At 68.9% G+C, this 14,430-nt stretch carries 13 protein-coding genes; 9 read left to right on the forward strand and 4 right to left on the reverse strand.

The annotated features are described in order from the left end of the window. Nucleotides 1-20 precede the first annotated feature (20 nt). From ACFPFG_RS25560 to pbpC, 6 genes are all read left to right on the forward strand, one after another. Nucleotides 21-917, forward strand: coding sequence for a carbohydrate ABC transporter permease (locus tag ACFPFG_RS25560; RefSeq protein WP_183019889.1), 897 nt, complete (start codon nucleotides 21-23; stop codon nucleotides 915-917). Next, nucleotides 914-1,762: a carbohydrate ABC transporter permease gene (locus ACFPFG_RS25565; RefSeq protein ID WP_012207102.1), complete on the forward strand. Its 849-nt coding sequence runs from the start codon at nucleotides 914-916 to the stop codon at nucleotides 1,760-1,762. Before ACFPFG_RS25560 ends, ACFPFG_RS25565 begins: the two co-directional genes overlap by 4 nt. Before the next feature lie 48 nt (nucleotides 1,763-1,810). Beyond that, nucleotides 1,811-2,200, forward strand: coding sequence for a VOC family protein (locus tag ACFPFG_RS25570; RefSeq protein WP_012207101.1), 390 nt, complete (start codon nucleotides 1,811-1,813; stop codon nucleotides 2,198-2,200). Beyond that, nucleotides 2,197-3,066: an endonuclease/exonuclease/phosphatase family protein gene (locus ACFPFG_RS25575; protein WP_197955359.1), complete on the forward strand. Its 870-nt coding sequence runs from the start codon at nucleotides 2,197-2,199 to the stop codon at nucleotides 3,064-3,066. The genes ACFPFG_RS25570 and ACFPFG_RS25575 overlap by 4 nt, the downstream gene beginning before the upstream one ends. A 94-nt stretch (nucleotides 3,067-3,160) precedes the next feature. Next, nucleotides 3,161-3,721: an HdeD family acid-resistance protein gene (locus tag ACFPFG_RS25580; protein WP_197955360.1), complete on the forward strand. Its 561-nt coding sequence runs from the start codon at nucleotides 3,161-3,163 to the stop codon at nucleotides 3,719-3,721. Nucleotides 3,722-3,754: 33 nt separating this feature from the next. After that, entirely contained in the window at nucleotides 3,755-6,079 is a 2,325-nt protein-coding gene (gene pbpC / locus ACFPFG_RS25585) for a penicillin-binding protein 1C (protein ID WP_197955361.1), read from the forward strand. A 17-nt stretch (nucleotides 6,080-6,096) separates the two neighbouring features. Here pbpC and ACFPFG_RS25590 read toward each other — a convergent pair whose 3' ends face one another. Beyond that, on the reverse strand, nucleotides 6,097-6,765 hold the full coding sequence (locus ACFPFG_RS25590; protein ID WP_183019884.1) for a TetR/AcrR family transcriptional regulator: 669 nt from the start codon (nucleotides 6,763-6,765) through the stop codon (nucleotides 6,097-6,099). Between the two features lie 128 nt (nucleotides 6,766-6,893). Here ACFPFG_RS25590 and ACFPFG_RS25595 point away from each other — a divergent pair, with 128 nt between their 5' ends. Together ACFPFG_RS25595 and ACFPFG_RS25600 are read left to right on the forward strand one after the other, a co-directional pair. Next, a complete protein-coding gene (locus ACFPFG_RS25595) occupies nucleotides 6,894-7,838 on the forward strand; it encodes a tripartite tricarboxylate transporter substrate binding protein (protein WP_012207096.1) in 945 nt (314 codons plus the stop codon). 25 nt (nucleotides 7,839-7,863) lie between these two features. After that, entirely contained in the window at nucleotides 7,864-8,415 is a 552-nt protein-coding gene (locus ACFPFG_RS25600) for a cupin domain-containing protein (RefSeq protein WP_012207095.1), read from the forward strand. A 1-nt stretch (nucleotide 8,416) separates the two neighbouring features. Here ACFPFG_RS25600 and ACFPFG_RS25605 read toward each other — a convergent pair whose 3' ends face one another. Both ACFPFG_RS25605 and ACFPFG_RS25610 read right to left on the reverse strand, forming a co-directional pair. Beyond that, entirely contained in the window at nucleotides 8,417-9,430 is a 1,014-nt protein-coding gene (locus ACFPFG_RS25605) for a bifunctional helix-turn-helix transcriptional regulator/GNAT family N-acetyltransferase (RefSeq protein ID WP_380108777.1), read from the reverse strand. A 155-nt stretch (nucleotides 9,431-9,585) separates the two neighbouring features. Beyond that, complete coding sequence (locus tag ACFPFG_RS25610) at nucleotides 9,586-11,244, reverse strand: L-lactate permease (RefSeq protein WP_183019882.1); 1,659 nt, start codon at nucleotides 11,242-11,244, stop codon at nucleotides 9,586-9,588. Nucleotides 11,245-11,463: 219 nt separating this feature from the next. On the opposite strand from ACFPFG_RS25610, the gene ACFPFG_RS25615 reads away from it, so the two are divergent. Beyond that, nucleotides 11,464-12,639 (forward strand): alpha-hydroxy acid oxidase, encoded by a 1,176-nt coding sequence (locus tag ACFPFG_RS25615; RefSeq protein ID WP_183019881.1) that lies wholly within the window; start codon nucleotides 11,464-11,466, stop codon nucleotides 12,637-12,639. Between the two features lie 64 nt (nucleotides 12,640-12,703). Here the strand turns inward: ACFPFG_RS25615 and ACFPFG_RS25620 are convergent, their stop codons facing one another. Next, nucleotides 12,704-14,404 carry a 2-isopropylmalate synthase gene (locus tag ACFPFG_RS25620; RefSeq protein WP_380108782.1) on the reverse strand — a complete coding sequence of 567 codons (1,701 nt, stop codon included), beginning with the start codon at nucleotides 14,402-14,404 and terminating at the stop codon, nucleotides 12,704-12,706. Nucleotides 14,405-14,430: the final 26 nt, after the last annotated feature.

The raw sequence follows: 14,430 nt of genomic DNA on the forward strand, positions 1-14,430 counted from the left end.
GGCGCAGTGCCGCTGACCGCATGAGCTCCGCTCCCGCCTCCCTTGTCCGCGGCCGCCAGGCCGTCCATGCCTGGCTGATGCTGCTGCCGGCGCTGGTGCTGCTGGTGGCCTTCACGCACTGGCCGGCCGTGGCCACGCTGATCGACAGCCTGCATGCCACGCCGCGCGGCGGCCAGCCGGGGCCGTGGGTGGGGTTGGAGAACTACGCCGTCATGGCCGACGACCCGGTGTTCTGGCAGGCCGTGCGCAACAACCTGTGGTTTGCGGCGGCCACGATTCCGCTGTCCATGGCGCTGGCGCTGGCCATGGCGCTGTGGGTCAACGAGAGGCTGGCCGGCCGCGCCTTCGTGCGCATGGCGTATTTCACGCCCACGGTGCTGCCCATGATTGCCGTGGCCAACATCTGGCTGTTCTTCTACACGCCGCAGTACGGGCTGCTGGAGCAGCTGCGCGGCGCACTGGGCCTTCCCGCGCACAACTGGCTGGGCGACCCGTCCACGGCGCTGGCCTGCGTGACCGTGGTGGCGGTGTGGAAGGAGGCGGGCTTTTTCATGATCTTCTACCTGGCCGCGCTGCAGACCCTCAACCCCAGCCTCAAGGAGGCGGCGGCCATCGAGGGGGCCTCGCGCTGGTACTTCCTGCGCCGCGTGCAGTGGCCGCTGCTGATGCCGACCACGCTGTTCGTGCTGGTCAATGCGGTGATCAATGCCTTCCGCCTGGTGGACCATCTCTTCATCCTCACGCGCGGCGGGCCGGACAACGCCTCCACGCTGCTGCTCTACCACCTCTACGAGGTGGGCTTCAAATTCTGGGACACGGGCTATGCGGCCGCCATCACCGTGGTGCTGGTCGCCGTGCTGGCGGCCGTGGCGCTTCTGCAGTTCTTCGTGCTCGACAAGAAGGTGCACTACCAATGAGCGCCGCACCCATTGCCCCGCGCCATGCGCCGCCCGCGCTGTACGGCGCCACCTGGCTGGATACGCTGGCCGCCTGGCTGCTGGCCCTGCTGTGGATACTGCCGCTGGCCTATGCGTTCTGGACGGCCTTCCATCCGCCCGAATACTCGGCACGCTTCGACCTGGCCGCGCCCTGGACGCTGGAGAACTTTCGCCGTGCCTGGCAGGCCGCGCCCTTTGCGCGCTATTTCCTGAACACGGCCGTGCTGGTGGTCATGATTTTGGCGGCCCAGCTGGTGCTGGGCACGCTGGCCGCCTATGCCTTTGCGCGCTACCGCTTTCGCGGCCAGGGCCTGGCCTTTGCCCTGGTGCTGGTGCAGCTGATGATCATGCCGGACATCCTGCTGGTGGCGAACTACCAGACCCTGTCGCGCCTGGGTGCCGTCGATACGCTGCTGGGCATCGGCCTGCCGTACTTCGCATCGGCCTTTGCGATCTTTTTGCTGCGCCAGACCTTCCTGGGCATTCCCCGGGAACTGGACGAGGCCGCGCGGGTGGAGGGCGCCAGCACCCTGCAGATCCTGTGGCGCGTCTACGTGCCGCTGGCGCGGCCCGTGTACCTGGCGTTCGCGCTGGTGTCGGTGAGCTTTCACTGGAACAACTTCCTGTGGCCGCTGATCATCACCAACAGCGTGCAGGCGCGCCCGCTCACGGTGGGGCTGCAGGTGTTCTCCAGCGTGGAGTCGGGCGTGGAATGGGCCACCATCACGGCCGCCACGCTGATGAGCTCGGGCCCGCTGCTGGTGGCCTTCGTGCTGTTCCAGCGCCAGTTCGTGCAGAGCTTCATGCGTGCGGGGATCAAGTGAGGGCGGTGCTAAAGTTCCTTGTCCCAGCCTTTCACCCCGAGGTCCACCATGTCCGGTCCCGCATCCGCAGGTCTGTTCATCTACGCCAAGCAGCCTGACCGGCTGGCGCTGTTCTACATGGAGGTGCTGGCCATGCGCATGCTGCACCACACGAGCGAACTCATGGTGCTGCAGTCGCCGGACCTGCAACTGGTGCTGCACGCCATTCCCGAGGCGATTGCGCGGCACATCACCATCACCGAGCCACCCCAGCCGCGCGAGAACGTGGCCCTCAAGTTCTTTGCCACCGTGACCAGCTTCGCGGCCGTGCGCCCTCTGGTCATCGCCCATGGCGGCCAGCTGTGGGAGCAGTCCTGGCAGGGGCCGGGCTTTCGCGTCTGCAACGCCATGGACCCCGAAGGCAACCTGTTCCAGCTGCGCGAGCCGCTGCCCGCATGATGCAGATCCTCACCTGGAACACCCAATGGTGCCTGGGCCTGGACGGCCGCGTGGACCCCGCGCGCATCGTGGCGCATGCGCTGTCCATGGCCGATATCGACGTGCTGTGCCTGCAGGAAATCGCCATCCACTATCCCGGCCTGCAGGGCGCGCCCGGCGACCAGGTGGAGCAGATCCGCCAGGCCCTGCCCGAAGGCTGGAAGCTCTTCTTCGGCGCCGCCGTGGACGAGTTCACGGCCGTGGGCCGGCAGCGCTTTGGCAACCTGGTGGCCACGCGGCTGCCGGTGCTGCAGCTGGCCCACCACCGTCTGCCGTATCCGCACGACGGCGGCGTGCGCAGCATGCCGCGCTGCTGCACGGCGGCCACGGTGATGGATGCCGCGCTGGGCCCCGTGCGGGTGATGAGCACCCACCTCGAATATTTCTCGCGCCGCCAGCGCATGGCCCAGGCGCTGGCGCTGCGTTCCCTGCAGATCGAGGCCCTGGGCCAGGCCGAGGCGCCGCCCCAGCCCGCCAGCGACGGCTCGCCCCAGCAGACCAAGCCGCACACGCCGCATGCCGTGCTCTGCGGCGACTTCAACTTCGAGCCGCACGAGGACGAATACGCCGGCCTGTCCGCCCCCTGGGCGGCCGGCGAGCAAGGCGCCCTGAGCGCCGGCCAGTGGCACAACAGCTGGAGCGTGCTGCACCCGGACCAGCCCCAGCCGCCCACCTTCCGATTGTTCGACCGCCAGTGGGGCCCCGAGCCCGGCGCCTGCGATTTCGCCTGGGTCAGCGACAGCCTGCGCGGCCATGTGCGTGGCTGGGCCGTGGACAGCGACACAAGGCTCTCGGACCACCAGCCCGTGCTGCTGCAGCTGGATTGATCCAGGTCAGGGTCCGCCGCCAAGCCGGCCTTGACCTACAGACAGTGACGCGGCCCTGCTCCAAGGTCATGGGGACTGTCTTGAAGGAGCATCCATGAGCCCCAATCCGCTGTCCACGATTCTTCACCGCACCTGGTGGGTGCTGCTGCTGCGCGGCCTGGTCGCCATCGCCTTCGGCGTGCTGACCTGGGTGCAGCCGGCGGTATCGCTGGCGGCGCTGGTGCTGACCTTCGGCGCCTTCACCTTTGTCGACGGCCTGCTGGGCGTGTATTCGGCCATCCAGGGGCGCGACCAGATGCGCCATTGGTGGGTGCTGCTGCTGTGGGGCCTGGCCGGCGTGGTGGTGGGCGTGCTCACCGTGGTCGCGCCCGGCGTCACGGCGCTGGTGATGACGCTGTACATCGGCGCCTGGGCCCTGGTCACGGGCCTGCTGCAGATCGTGGCCGCCGTGCGGCTGCGCAAGGAGATCACGGGCGAGTGGCTGCTGATCCTGGGCGGCGTGCTGTCCGTGCTGTTCGGCGCCTTCGTGCTGGCCCAGCCGGGCGCGGGCATGATGGCCATGCTCTGGGTGCTGGCCACCTATGCGGTGATCTTCGGCGTGCTCATGGTGCTGCTGTCCTTCAAGCTCAAGAAGGGCATACGCCATTCTTCCTGAGCTGCGGGTGCAAAGGCGGACAATGCCGGCTCCATGATCGAATCCCGGCGACCTTCTCCCTTCATGCGCCTTCCCCGCGCGGCCCTGGCGGCCGCGCTGCTGTTCGCGGCGGCAGGTGCCGCCCAGGCGCTGCCCAGCTTTTCCGAGGTCCGCGAAGGCCACCGCTCCTCCGAGACCGAACTGCTCTCGCGCGAGGGTGAGGTGCTTCAGCGCCAGCGCACCGACGCCAGCGTGCGCCGTGGCGACTGGGTGGCCCTGGCCGACATCTCGCCCGCGCTGCGCACGGCTCTGGTCGTCAGCGAGGACAAGCGCTTCTACGAACACAGCGGCGTGGACTGGGCGGCCGTGTCCGCCGCCGCCTGGGGCAACCTCTGGAACCAGCGCACGCGCGGCGCCAGCACCATCACCATGCAGCTGGCTGGCCTGCTGGACGGCGACTGGCGCCAGGGTCCGGGCGGGCGCAGCGTGGTGCAGAAACTGGGCCAGACCGTCTCGGCCCAGGTGCTGGACCGGCGCTGGCGCAAGGACCAGATCCTGGAGGCCTACCTGAACCTGGTGCCCTTCCGGGGCGAGATCGTGGGCATCGATGCGCTGTCGCGCACCCTGTTCGGCAAGGCCGCGCACGGGCTGGACGCGCGCGAGGCCGCCATTGCCGCCGCCCTGGTGCGCGCCCCCAACGCCTCGCCCGAGCGCGTGGGCCGGCGCGCCTGCGGCGTGCTGCAGTCGCTGGCGCCCGAGGACGCGGCGGCGCGCGATTGCACGGCCATGGAATTGCTCACCGCCAGCGTGCTGCTGCGCCGGCAGTGGGCGGCCAGCGAAGGCCAGGCCCCGCATCTGGCGCGCCGCCTGCTGGCCGAGCCGCAGTCCAGGGGCCAGGCCCGCGTACGCTCCACGCTGAGCGCGCCCGTGCAGCGCTTTGCCGTGCAAAGCCTGCAGCAGCAATTGCGCGAGCTGCAGGGCCGCAACGTGGAGGACGGCGCCATCGTCGTGCTGGACAACGCCACGGGCGAGGTGCTGGCCTGGGTGGGCTCGTCGGGCGAATTGAGCCAGGCGGCCGAGGTGGACGGCGTCACGGCCATGCGCCAGCCCGGCTCCACGCTCAAGCCCTTTCTCTATGCCCAGGCGATTGCCGAGCGGCGGCTGACGGCGGCCTCGCTGATCGAGGATTCATCGGCCCACATTCCCACGCAGAACGGGCTCTACATCCCGCAGAACTATGACCGGCGCTTCAAGGGCTGGGTCTCGGCGCGCACTGCGCTGGCGTCGTCGCTCAACGTGCCGGCCGTGCGCACCCTGGTCATGGTCACGCCCGATGCCTTCTTCTCGCAGCTGCAGCGCCTGGGCCTGCCGCTGCGCGAAAGCGGCGGCTACCACGGCTTCAGCCTGGCGCTGGGCAGCGCCGAGGTGCCGCTGCTGCAGCTCACCAACGCCTACCGCGCCCTGGCCAACGGCGGGCAACTGACGCCCGTGCGCTGGGCGGCGCAGCCCACGGGCGCGGGGTCCGCAGCGCAAAAGTCGGCTGCGCCCGTGCAGGCCATCGACGCACGCGCGGCCTTCATCGTGGGCGACATCCTGTCCGATCCCATGGCGCGCGCGCCCACCTTCGGCACGGACAGCGTGCTGGCCACGCGCTTCTGGTCGGCCGTCAAGACCGGCACCAGCAAGGACATGCGCGACAACTGGGCCGTGGGCTGGTCGCAGCGCTACACCGTGGGCGTGTGGGTGGGCAATGCGCGCGGCGAGGCCATGCACTCGGTCAGCGGCACCAGCGGCGCGGCACCTGTCTGGGCCGCGGTGATGGGTTTCCTGCATGCCCGCACACCCAGCCGCGCGCCCAAGGCGCCGGCGGGCGTGCTGCAGCAGGCGGTGCGCTTCGGCCCCGATGCCTCGGGCCTGCCGCTGGAGAGCGCGCGCAGCGAGTGGTTCGTGGCGGGCACGCAGCAGAGCCTGTTCGCCATGGCGGGCAGCGGCCTGCCTGCCGCATCCGCATCAACACGCGGGACTTCGGCAGCCTCGCCCGTGCGCATTGCGCGCCCGGCCAACGGCACCATCCTCGCGCTGGACCCCGACATTCCGCCGGACCGCCAGCGCGTGCAGCTGTCGGCCCGGCCCTCGGGCACGGCCGCCACGCAGGAATGGCAGGACGCCAGCCTGCGCTGGCGCATGGTCAGCGCCGCCCCGCCCGGCGCGGCCGAGCCGCCGCCCAAGGAGATCGGCCGGGGTGCAGCCGCCGCCTGGATGCCCTGGCCCGGCCGCCACCGGCTGGAGCTGGTCGATGCCAAGGGGCAGGTGCTGGACAGCGTGCAGGTGGAGGTGCGCGGCGCCGGCGTGGTGGCTTCGCGCGCGGGCGGGCGCTGATCAGGCGCTGGCAGTGATCATTGCGCCGCGCGGATGCCCGCCGCGCGGAAGCCCGCCGCAGTGAAGGCCACCAGCTCGTCGATCACATGCTCCACGGGGTCGGCGCGGTGGCCGCCGCCCAGCATGCGGCTGACTCGGCCGTTGTCGGAACGGATGTACATCATGGCGCCGTACATGCATTCCAGGCGCCACTGGAAATCGTGCTGCGACAGCTGCGGCAGAGCCTGGCGCAGCAGGGCCGCAAAGCGCTTGGCAGCCTCGTCGTAGGCGGCAAACACCACTTCCCTGACTGCCTGGTCGGGATCGACCGAGCACAGGGCCGTGACGCGGTTGAAGTCGGCCTCGCCCTCGCTGTGGGCGGCGCGCAGCGCAGGGGCGATGAAGGCCCGAAGAATGTCCTCCACGGCGGGCTGCGGCGACTGCTGCTCCAGCCTTTGCAGCAGCGCATGGCGCTGTCCGTTGACGGCCATCACGCGCTGCTCGAACAAGGCCTTGAGCAGGCCTAGCTTGTTGCGGAAGTGGTAGTGGATGGCGCCCGTGTCCACCTCGGCCAGCGCCATGACGGCGCGCAGCGACGTGCCCGCGTAGCCATGGCGCGCAAACAGCTGCTCGGCGGCTTGCAGAAGGCGTTCGCGGGCCTGGGCGCGGGGTTCCTCGGCTGCGGTGTCATCGGTGCTGGACATCATGGCTGCGGATCATAGACAGCGCCAGGCCATTGCCGCACCAAACCATGGCATGGTGGTGGCATGGATTGATTCAGTCGACTGACTGAATTAACATGCGCAGCCATCACACAACGACAAGGAGACACAGCATGACCACCCGCAAGTGGCTCGGCGCCCTGATGGCGCTGGGCTGCACCCTGGCCACCGCGCAGGAGCCGTTCCCGTCGCGGCCGCTGACCCTCATCAACCCCTGGGCGGCGGGCAGCTCCACCGATGTGATGGCACGTACGTTGGCAGAGGAGTTCCGCAAGCAGCTGGGCCAGAGCGTGGTCGTGGTCTCGCGCGACGGGGGCTCGGGCGTGATCGGCATGAATGTGCTGGCCCAGGCGCCGGCCGACGGGCTGACGCTGGCCTTCACGCCCATGACCCCCATCACCGTGCAGCCCCACTACGTCAAGGGCCTGAAGCTGGGGCCCGACAGCGTGCAGCCGCTGTGCGGCGTGACGGAGAACATCCTGGGCGTCAGCGTGCGCGCAGACAGCCCTTTCAAGACGATAGGCGAGCTGGTGGCTGCGGCGAAAAAAGGCTCGCTGAGCTACGGATCGCCGGGACCGAACTCGGCGCCCTTCCTGGCCATGGACCAGCTGGAGCGCGACCAGGGCCTCAAGCTCGTGCATGTGCCCTACAAGGGCGATGCCGGCTCGATACAGGAATTGCTGGCCGGGCGGCTGGACTTCGTCAGCAGCATCGCGGCCTCGGCTGCGCCCCAGATACGCGCGGGAAAGCTGCGCCTGCTGGCCGTGGCCTCGGAGCGCCGCCACCCGGCCTTCCCCGAGGTGCCTACCTTCAAGGAGCTGGGCATGGCGGTGCAGGAGGAATCGTTTGCGGGCCTGTTCGTGCCGCGTGGCGTGCCCGAGGCGGTGCTGGGCCGGCTGGACGCCGCCTGCGCCGCCGCCGCGCGGTCCGATGCCGTCAGGCAGGTGGCACAGCGCGGCGACCAGGTGGTCTTCCACCAGGATCGCCGCCAGTGGGACCGGCGCATCCACGACGAATTCCGCAAACAGGGCGCAGCGGCCGAACGCCATGCGCAGTGACCTCCTTTCCGCCATCTCTCCATCCATGACCGATTCCAGCCTGCCCCCCATCCGCCGCGTGATCACGGCCAACGACGCACAGGGCCGCTCCTTCATTGCCGAGGACGGCGCCTCGCCCGCCGTGCGCCTGGTCGAGGAACGCCCCGGCTACCGCATCACCAACCTGTGGCGCACCGATGCCTCACCCGCGCAGATCAATGCGCCCGACACCATTGCCATCCACCAGGGCGTGGCACCGCCGCCCTATGGCACGGTGCTGCGCATCCTGGACATTCCGCCCGAACCTGCCGATCCGCAGGAGCTGGCGCGCGCCCTGCATGCCACCTTTACACGCATGTACGGCGACGCCCACCGCAACGTGCAGCCCGGCGAGCATCCGGGCATGCACCGCACGGATACCGTGGACTACGCGCTGATGCTGGAGGGCGAGCTGGTCGCCATCCTGGACCGCCAGGAAACCGTGCTGCGCGCCGGTGACGTGCTCATACAGCGCGGCACCAACCATGCCTGGGCCAACCGCTCGGGCCGGCCTGCGCGCATTGCCTTCGTGCTGGTGGCGGGCGAGCAGGGCTCCTGACTCAGGGGGCCTCGCCTGCCCATGCCGCCACGGCAGGGCGTGGCCGCACGAAGCGCTGCTCGATCACGGTCTCGCCCCATTGCTGGCCCGGCCATTCCTCGGCCAGGGTGAAGCCTGACGATTCGTAGAGCCGGCGTGCTGCATCCAGGCCCCGGAAGGTCCACAGCTGGGTGGCCTCGAAGGCCTGCTGGTCGCAGAACGCCAGGGCCTGCTGCAGCAGCTGGCGCCCCGTGCCGGCGCCGCGCAGGCCGTCTTCCAGGATGAACCAGCGCAGATGCGCCTGGCGGTCCTCGGGGTGCTTGCCAAGGTCCTCTCCATCGATGGCCACGGAGCCCACGATGCGGTCGCCGTCCAGCGCCGTCCACAGCTGGTTGCAGGGCTTGTCCAGCCGGCCCGCGAACTCGGCCAGGCCGCTGGCCACGCGGCTTTCGAAGAAGACGCCGAAACCTGCGTGGCGCGCATAGAAGCGCGCATGCATGTCCACGATGCGGCCCAGGCAGCCGGGCCGGTATCCGGGCAGGACCTGTATCTGCGCGGGTACGGGCTGGGGCTGGGGCTGGGGCTGGGGCTCCTCCTGCCGGTGCGCCTGCAGCGCCCGGGCGTACAGGGCCAGCCCTTGGGCGACGGCCTGCTGCTGCGGCGCCTGCATGCGGTCCAGCGCCGCCGTCACCTGCTGGCGCCCGAAGGCCTCGATGGCGGCCAGCGTGTGCCGGCCCTTGGCGGTCAGGGCCAGCTGCTTGACGCGGCCGTCCTCGCCATCGGCGGCTTCCTTCAGCTCGCCCGCCTCCACCAGCTTGCGCACCATGCGGCTGACGCTGGATTTCTCCAGGCCCAGCGCCTGGGCCAGCTGCGAGGCCGCCATGTGCCCCTGTGCGCCGATCTCCAGGATGGCATGCACGGCCGAGGGCGGATAGTCCGTGGCCGCCAGCGTGGCCTGCATGAAGCCCAGCTCGCGCACCATCAGGCGCGAGGCGGCGCGGATGCCATCCACCAGGGAAAGATCGTGCTGCGGCATGGGTGCTCCTTGGGGCCGTGCAGGGTTTGAATATGGTTGCATGGTACAACCATAAATGCGGCTGCGCATCTGTTGATGCAGCGATGCGTTCCCCTGGCGTAAAAAAGCCGCCCGGTGCATGCGGGCGGCTGGGGCCTGGCGCAGATGCGCAGGGCTCAATTGACCATCAGGCGGAACGGCCAGACATAGGCCTGCAGCGTCACGAAGATGCCCATCAGGCAGGCCAGGGCGACGGAGTGGAAGAACACGTAGCGCAGGATGTCGCCCTCATGGTTGAACCAGCGCGTGGCTGTGGAGGCGACGACGATGGACTGCGCATCGATCATCTTGCCCATCACCCCGCCCGAGCTGTTGGCCGCGCCCATGAGGTTGGGCGACAGGCCCAGCTGCTCGGCCGCCACCTTCTGCATGCCGCCGAACAGCACGTTCGATGCCGTGTCCGAACCCGTCAGCGCCACGCCCAGCCAGCCCATCAGGGTGCCGAAGAAGGGGTAGAACACGCCCGTGTTGGCGAAGGCCAGGCCCAGCGTGGTGTCCGTGCCCGAATAGCGCGTCAGCGTGCCCAGGGCCAGCATCAGCACGATGGTGATCAGCGAATAGCGCACCAGCCAGAGGGTGCGCACGAACTGGCTGACCAGCTGCACGGGGTTGTACTTCATGACCAGGCCGCCCACGATGGCCGACAGCAGGATGCCCGTGCCCGTGGCCGACAGCAGGTTCAGCGTGTAGATGGCGCCTTCCTTGGTGGGCTGGCGCACGACGGGCGGCACCTTCTCGATCAGGTTGTGCAGGCCTTCCATGGGAAAGGCGGGCGCGAACAGGCCGTTGAGCGCGGCCTTGACCGAGGGCAGGCCCCAGATGAAGACGAAGACCGTGAGGATGGCCCAGGGCGTCCAGGCGCGGATCACGTCGGCGCGCGGGTGCTGGGTCACGGCGCGGGGCGCCTGGGCTTCGCCGCCGCTGTTCTCATGGCCCTTGAGCGAGGTCGAGCGCCAGATGGTCCTGGGCTGCCACATGCGCAGGAAGCCCACCGTGCAGACCATGGAGACGATGGCCGCGATGATGTCCACCAGCTCGGGGCCGATGAAGTTGGACACCAGGTACTGCGGAATGGCGAAGGACACGCCGGTCACCAAAATGATGGGCCAGATCTCCATCATGGCCTTGCGCCCGGCAAAGGCCCAGATCAGCCAGAACGGCACCAGCACCGAGAAGAATGGCAGCTGGCGGCCGACCATGGCCGTGACCTCCATCAGGTCGTAGCCGTGCACCTTGGCCAGCGTGATCACCGGCGTGCCCAGCGCGCCGAAGGCCACGGGCGCGGTATTGGCGATCAGCGACAGGCCCGAGGCGGCCAGCGGCGAAAAGCCCAGGCCGATCAGGATGGCCGCGGTCACGGCCACGGGCGTGCCGAAGCCGGCCGCGCCCTCGAAGAAGGCGCCGAAGGCGAAGGCGATCAGCAGCAGCTGTATGCGCCTGTCCTCGGTGATGCCGGCAATGGAGTCCTGCAGGATCTTGAAGCTGCCGTTCTTCTCGGTCAGCTGGTGCAGGAAGATGATGTTCAGGACGATCCAGCCGATGGGCAGCAGGCCCGTGAAGCCGCCGAACAGCGCCGCGCGCCCGGCCATGCCTGCCGGCATGTTGTAGACGAAGACCGCGATCACCAGCGCCGCAATCAGCCCGGCGCCGGCCGCCAGGTGGGCCTTCATGTGCAAAAAGCCCAATCCCACCAGCATCACCACGACCGGGATGGCCGCGAGCAGTGTGGACAGCCACATGTTGGAAAGAGGGTCGTAGACCTGCTGCCAAACCATAGAAGCGTCTCCTGAAGAGTTTTTAGGATGTTGTGCGGGGCGCATCGTCGCTCTCATGGCTGGTTGGCACACTAGCGTTAGCCCTCGGTTGGGCGGGGCGAGAGAAAATTTCAATCGGTGCACAAATCACTTCAAACCCGAACGGGTGACTGGAATGCGCCCTGCGCACTACCATGCTCGGCAGTCCCGCGGCATGCGGGTTCCAGAAGGCTAGAAAACGTGTCCACCGATCTTTCCAAAATCACCTGCATCGAAGACCTGCGCGTCGTGGCCCAGCGCCGCGTGCCGCGCATGTTCTATGACTACGCCGACTCGGGCTCCTATACCCAGGGCACCTACCGCGCCAACGAGGACGACTTCCAGAAGATCAAGCTGCGCCAGCGCGTGGCCGTGAACATGGAGGGGCGCAGCACGCGCACCACCATGATCGGCCAGCAGGTGGCCATGCCCGTGGCCATTGCGCCCACGGGCCTGACCGGCATGCAGCATGCCGATGGCGAGATCCTGGGCGCGCGCGCGGCCCAGGCCTTCGGCATTCCGTTCACGCTGTCCACCATGAGCATCTGCTCCATCGAGGACATTGCCGAGCACACGGGGCGCCATCCGTTCTGGTTCCAGCTCTATGTGATGCGCGACCGCCGGTTCATGGAGCGCCTGATCGAGCGTGCCCGTGCCGCCAACTGCTCGGCCCTGGTGCTGACGCTGGACCTGCAGATCCTGGGCCAGCGCCACAAGGACATCAAGAACGGCCTGTCCACGCCACCGAAGCCCACGCTGCGCAACCTGGCCAACCTGGCGACCAAGCCGCACTGGTGCCTGGGCATGCTGGGCACCAAGCGCCGCACCTTCGGCAACATCGTCGGCCATGTGGATGGCGTGGCCGACATGAGTTCGCTGTCGTCGTGGACCGCCAGCCAATTCGACCCCAGCCTGAACTGGGGCGATGTGGAGCGCATCAAGAAGCTCTGGGGCGGCAAGCTCATCCTCAAGGGCGTCATGGATGCCGAGGACGCGCGACTGGCGGCCGACAGCGGCGCCGATGCGCTCATCGTCAGCAACCACGGCGGCCGCCAGCTCGACGGCGCACCCTCGTCCATCGAGGCGCTGCCCGGCATTGCCGAGGCGGCGGGCAAGGACATCGAGGTCTGGATGGACGGCGGCATCCGCAGCGGCCAGGACGTGCTCAAGGCGCGTGCCCTGGGCGCCCAGGGCACGATGATCGGCCGCAGCTTCCTCTACGGCCTGGGCGCCTACGGCCAGGACGGCGTGACGCGTGCACTGCAGATCATCCAGAAGGAGCTGGAGACCACGATGGCCTTCTGCGGCCATACGCAGATCGATACCGTGGACCGCAGCATCCTGCTGCCCGGAACCTACCCGGGCGCCGTGCGCTGAACCGGCAAAAGCTGCACGAGAAAAGGACCGCCTCGGCGGTCCTTTTTTACTTTCAGGCTGCGCCTCAGGCTTGGGCAGGTACGCGCCGGCTTTCCGGCTGCGCCGCCACCAGCCGGCCCGCCGCATGCAGCACGGCCAGGATGGACGCGGTCACGATGTTGGCATGGCGCCCCGCACCGAAGCGCGTGCCCGCCACGCCGGGCAGGGCGGCCTCGACGATGGCCAGCGCCGTGGCCCCGGCGCCCTGGCCCAGGCTGCGCTCTTCGTAGTGGTCAATGCGCAGCGCCACGCCCAGGTGCTGGCCGATGGCGGCTGCCACGGCATCGATGGGGCCGCTGCCTTCGCCATACAGCTGCAGCCGAAGGCCGTCTGGCCGGACCACTTCCAGCGCAATGCCCTGGCCCTGGGCGCTGTCGAACAGGTGGTGGCTGCGGTAGTGCCAGGGAAGCTGCCTGGGTGCGAGGTAGGTCGCCTCGAACAGCTTCCACAGGTCGTCGCTGGCCAGCTCGGCCTCGCAGGCGTCCGCCTGTTTTTGCACCACGGCGCTGAACTCCACCTGCATGCGGCGCGGCATGGTCACGCCATGGTCGCGCTGCAGCAAAAAGGCAATGCCGCCCTTGCCCGACTGGCTGTTGACGCGAACGATGCTGTCATAGGTGCGGCCCAGGTCCTGCGGGTCGATGGGCAGGTAGGGAACGCGCCAGGGCGCATCGGGCCGCTGCGCCGCAAAGCCCTTGGCGATGGCGTCCTGGTGCGAGCCCGAGAACGCCGTGAACACCAGGTCGCCCACATAGGGGTGGCGCGGGTGGATGGGCAGGGCCGTGCATTCCTCCGCAATGCGCGCCACGGCGGCGATGTCCGAGAAGTCCAGTCCCGGCGCGATGCCCTGCGTGTACAGGTTCAGCGCCAGCGTCACCACATCGAGGTTGCCGCTGCGCTCGCCGTTGCCGAACAGGCAGCCTTCCACGCGCTGGGCCCCGGCCAGCAGCGCCTGCTCGGCGCAGGCCACGCCCGTGCCCCGGTCGTTGTGCGGGTGCACGGACAGCACGATGTGCTCGCGCCGTTCCAGGCGGCGGTGCATCCACTCGATCTGGTCGGCGAAGACATTGGCCGTGCTCACCTCCACCGTGGTCGGCAGGTTGATGATCATGGGCCGCGCGGGGCCTGCATCCCAGGCGCGGATGGCTGCGTTGCACACGGCCAGCGACACGTCGAGCTCGGCCATGCAGAAGGTCTCGGGCGAGTACTGCAGCACCCATTCGGTCTCGGGGTGGGCATCGGTCAGTTCGCGCAGCAGGGCGATGTGCTGCTCCACCATGGCGATGATCTCGTCCACCTCCATGCCGAAGACGATCTCGCGCCAGGCCGGGGCAATGGCGTTGTAGAAGTGCACGATGGCGCGCCGCGCTCCGGCCACGCTGTCCACCGTGGCGCGGATCAGGTCCTCGCGCAGCTGGGTGATGACCATGGGCGTCACGTCGCCGGGGATCAGCCCGTTGTCGATCAGGTGGCGCACGATGCCGTAGTCGGTCTGCGAGGCCGAGGGAAAGCCCACCTCGATCTCCTTGAAGCCTATGCGCACCAGTTCGTGGAACAGGCGCAGCTTGCGCTCGCGGTTCATGGGCTCGAACAGGGCCTGGTTGCCATCACGCAGGTCGGTGGACAGCCACACGGGCGCCTGGCTCAGCTGGCGTGAGGGCCATTGGCGCTCGGGCAGGTCGATGGCGGGGAAGGGAAGGTATCTGGACGCGGGATTCTTCAGCATGCGGGCCTCGCAGGAAACGCTGGGGT

Source organism: Delftia deserti, assembly GCF_042653485.1.
In the GTDB taxonomy this organism is placed as follows: domain Bacteria; phylum Pseudomonadota; class Gammaproteobacteria; order Burkholderiales; family Burkholderiaceae_C; genus Comamonas; species Comamonas acidovorans.

Excerpts from the sequence above, each read along its gene's own strand:
- ACFPFG_RS25580 (WP_197955360.1), top strand. The coding sequence starts at position 3,161 with ATGAGCCCCAATCCGCTGTCCACGATTCTTCACCGCACCTGGTGGGTG.
- ACFPFG_RS25565 (WP_012207102.1), top strand. The coding sequence starts at position 914 with ATGAGCGCCGCACCCATTGCCCCGCGCCATGCGCCGCCCGCGCTGTAC.
- pbpC (WP_197955361.1), top strand. The coding sequence starts at position 3,755 with ATGATCGAATCCCGGCGACCTTCTCCCTTCATGCGCCTTCCCCGCGCG.
- ACFPFG_RS25560 (WP_183019889.1), top strand. The coding sequence starts at position 21 with ATGAGCTCCGCTCCCGCCTCCCTTGTCCGCGGCCGCCAGGCCGTCCAT.
- ACFPFG_RS25620 (WP_380108782.1), bottom strand. The coding sequence starts at position 14,404 with ATGCTGAAGAATCCCGCGTCCAGATACCTTCCCTTCCCCGCCATCGAC.
- ACFPFG_RS25590 (WP_183019884.1), bottom strand. The coding sequence starts at position 6,765 with ATGATGTCCAGCACCGATGACACCGCAGCCGAGGAACCCCGCGCCCAG.
- ACFPFG_RS25595 (WP_012207096.1), top strand. The coding sequence starts at position 6,894 with ATGACCACCCGCAAGTGGCTCGGCGCCCTGATGGCGCTGGGCTGCACC.
- ACFPFG_RS25605 (WP_380108777.1), bottom strand. The coding sequence starts at position 9,430 with ATGCCGCAGCACGATCTTTCCCTGGTGGATGGCATCCGCGCCGCCTCG.
- ACFPFG_RS25570 (WP_012207101.1), top strand. The coding sequence starts at position 1,811 with ATGTCCGGTCCCGCATCCGCAGGTCTGTTCATCTACGCCAAGCAGCCT.
- ACFPFG_RS25575 (WP_197955359.1), top strand. The coding sequence starts at position 2,197 with ATGATGCAGATCCTCACCTGGAACACCCAATGGTGCCTGGGCCTGGAC.
- ACFPFG_RS25610 (WP_183019882.1), bottom strand. The coding sequence starts at position 11,244 with ATGGTTTGGCAGCAGGTCTACGACCCTCTTTCCAACATGTGGCTGTCC.
- ACFPFG_RS25600 (WP_012207095.1), top strand. The coding sequence starts at position 7,864 with ATGACCGATTCCAGCCTGCCCCCCATCCGCCGCGTGATCACGGCCAAC.